At 36.2% G+C, this 3,063-nt stretch carries 4 protein-coding genes; 2 read left to right on the forward strand and 2 right to left on the reverse strand.

Translation table 11 applies throughout. The features are described from left to right. Positions 1-317, reverse strand: a 317-nt coding sequence (locus DKT73_RS19890) for a transposase (RefSeq protein WP_111640265.1), incomplete at its 3' end; no start/stop codon positions are given. A gap of 344 nt (positions 318-661) precedes the next feature. Between DKT73_RS19890 and DKT73_RS19895 the strand changes: the two genes are divergently transcribed. Together DKT73_RS19895 and DKT73_RS19900 are read left to right on the forward strand one after the other, a co-directional pair. Then, complete coding sequence (locus tag DKT73_RS19895) at positions 662-1,405, forward strand: class I SAM-dependent methyltransferase (RefSeq protein WP_157959225.1); 744 nt, start codon at positions 662-664, stop codon at positions 1,403-1,405. After that, positions 1,402-1,989: a hypothetical protein gene (locus DKT73_RS19900; RefSeq protein ID WP_111640267.1), complete on the forward strand. Its 588-nt coding sequence runs from the start codon at positions 1,402-1,404 to the stop codon at positions 1,987-1,989. The genes DKT73_RS19895 and DKT73_RS19900 overlap by 4 nt, the downstream gene beginning before the upstream one ends. Here the strand turns inward: DKT73_RS19900 and DKT73_RS19905 are convergent. Next, positions 1,979-2,833: a LysR family transcriptional regulator gene (locus DKT73_RS19905; RefSeq protein WP_198666679.1), complete on the reverse strand. Its 855-nt coding sequence runs from the start codon at positions 2,831-2,833 to the stop codon at positions 1,979-1,981. The genes DKT73_RS19900 and DKT73_RS19905 overlap by 11 nt on opposite strands. Positions 2,834-3,063 lie beyond the last annotated feature (230 nt).

Genomic DNA, 3,063 nt, shown 5'->3' on the forward strand with positions numbered 1-3,063 from the left:
CAAGATTTAAATCGCCCTTCCCACAATGTGCCGGTTCTTTGGTAGGTGTAGTTGAAATAACGGACATAGCGGCGTCCCAGTGCTTGCATCATCTTCGAGATACCGCCCTCGGTCATTGGCGTTGCAAGTAAATGTACGTGATTGGTCATAAAGACCCATGCATGCACTTTAACGTCAAACTCTTGGGCGTATTCCGTTAGCCAATGCGCATAAGCGATGAAGTCATCTTCACTGGCAAAACACACTTGGCGGTTGTTGCCACGTTGGATAATGTGTTGCGGGATGCCAATCGGACAAAGTCGTGGAAGCCTCGCCATATTTCACTCCTTTGAAATAAGCTTTACTGAAAAACGCTGATACGAACATCCTGCTCATAAATATCAGGCTAGCTGATATCTTAGGGTAAACACTTATTGAGTCAAGCTAGCGACCAGTTTTCTATTTTCATCTGACCCTGAGGTATCCCCACAAATTTCAGGAAGAGCTAACTGAGCTCGGCCAAGAAAACGATATGAGATATTAATAAAAAATACTTACGTCGTCATTTTTAGTATATGGAAAAATCATTTTTCGCTTTTATCAATTTTAATTCTCATATAAAAGTAATATGATTTGGCAGCATACTTTATGGAAGATAACTTAATAAATAAGGGAGTATATTGTGAAAAATTTCTCTAATAAAATAGAAGAATATTATTATAATTTAGCTTGCTCTTATGACGATTATTATAGAGATAATATAAGTCTTGCGGAGGATTTTCTTATTAAGAAAAGTCTATTAAATTTTATTGAGCCTGATAGTAATGTATTAGATTGTGGATGTGGGACAGGTCTAGCTAAGGCAATGCTTTCAAAAATATCTTGTAATTATACTGGCATAGATTTATCAAGCAAAATGTTGGAGGTTGCAAAGAAAAAACATCCAAGTGGAAATTTTATTCATGGTGATATTACCAACATGGAATATTTGAATAGTGGCTGTTATGATAATATTATTTCTCTCAATGGATCATTCTCTCATGTGATTAATTATAATGATGCAATAAATGAGTTTATGAGGCTACTAAAGCCTGGAGGCAATTTGTTTTTGATGGTTTATTCACGATATTCGATTAAAAGAGTTCTAAACGAAAAATTCTTGAGAACTATAGACAATTATAATATTAGAAATAGTTCAATATCAGGAGGGACAACCTCTCCTGCCTTTTTTTGGTCTATCAGTTCACTTAAAAGAGAGTTTTGTTCTTTCAGGAATGTTAACGTTAAAGGGTTGAATATTACTGCTGATGTGTTTAAAAAAAGTGGTGACTTAAATAGTGCTATCTCTATTTTAGAGAAAGAGATGAAGCTCCCTCTATTTTTTCAAAACTTATCTCATGCACTTATTATAAAGGCTAAAAAATGAAAGAGCTCATTGTATTTTTAAGTTTTTTTCAATATGTCCCTTATTTTATCTCTTTGTATCGAGGGCTGTCGTTGCCATCGGTTAGCGGCTGGTTTTGCTTTGCCATGTCTCTCCTCGTCACTATGTTTGCATCTCTATCTTTGGGTAGCTACAGCATACTTATTGCCTGTGGGTTAAGTTTTTTGTGCCAAGTATCGATTATTGCTGTAGGCCTTATGAGAGGTGTAGCATTAAAGCCAGATAGAATAGAGCAGTCTATTTTGTGCTTCGTATGCTTAAGTGTTTTATTGTGGTTTTTTACTGGGCAGGCATCTTTAGCTATCTACTTGAATATTCTGGTTGATGTCTTGGGAACTGTGATGATCTTAAAAAAGTTAAGCCGTCTTCCTGCAACAGAATCCCCGTCAACTTGGTTGATCGGTACGCTATGCTCAGGGCTTGCTGTTTGGTATTTCTATGCAGAAAGCGGCGCTAGTTACTACTACCTTATAACGGTATTTTTATCCAATTTATCGATCTTTTTGTTGATTTTATTACAAGAGATACGCATTAGAATGAAACCAAGAGATAAAGTTACAAATTAGATTGAATAAAATTTAGTAGGTTAGATATATTATCGCTGTTTTTGACAGATTTTGGATAAACAAAGTAATAAGAGGATCCAGTAGATAATGAAACATCGCAAAGTTTGATCAATTTTCCACTAATCAACTCATTTTTAATCATCTGTTCATCAACTAGCGCAATACCAAGGCCTTTCTGGGCAGCACTAATTGCAAGATCCATCGTGTCAAATATATGCTCTTTATTTGTGTTAGACCTTATATAATCAGGAAAAAGTACAAACCATCTCGACCAATCTGTTTTATCTGGGGAAGGATGGATGACGTTGTATGCCTGTCCAGCATGATAGCTGTCTAACACATCGGGTGTGCAAACTGGTACTAAATGTTCTTCGAGCAGTTTTATCGACTCCCAGTGTGAAGGAAAAATGCCACTGCCATATTGAATAGCACAATTATAAGGCTCTCGAGTGAAATCGATTAGTTCAGTATCCATCCACATGCTGACATTTTCGATAGGTGTATCATAAGAGGATAAGGCGTCCGCAAGAATCCTGATATAGAAACTGGATGGTGTCTTGATTTTTATGGTACTTTTTCTTGATTTTATCTCATCGCAAATCAAATAAACTTCTTGAAATGGGCCTCGAACTTTTTCTGAGAGCTTTATGCCTGTACTCGTCAAAAATAGTTTAGGACCATTGTGATTAAACAGAGCCGCATCAAAATAACTTTCCAGTTTACTGATGTGTTTACTTACCGCGCTAGGAGTCAAAAACAATTCAGAAGCAGCGGCACTTATGGAACCCAGCCTAGCCACAGATTCAAAAACACGTAGAGAATTAAGTGGCGTATTCCGAGACATAAGTGGGTATCCTTCTGTATTACTCTTATTCATTTTTATAAATTGCAATTTATATGTTGTAAAACGACTTAGCGATAAAATATATCACTAATGCTTCTTATTGAACAATAAACAAGGAATCAATAGGTAAATTGGGGGCATATGAAAATTTAATCTCGTTAGCTTCTCAATCTCTTCTTTAAAACGTTCGTTTCCCAGCGCCATATCTGAATGCGTAGCAGATCGAATTC

Source organism: Marinomonas shanghaiensis, from assembly GCF_003259175.1.
Lineage (GTDB): Bacteria > Pseudomonadota > Gammaproteobacteria > Pseudomonadales > Marinomonadaceae > Marinomonas > Marinomonas shanghaiensis.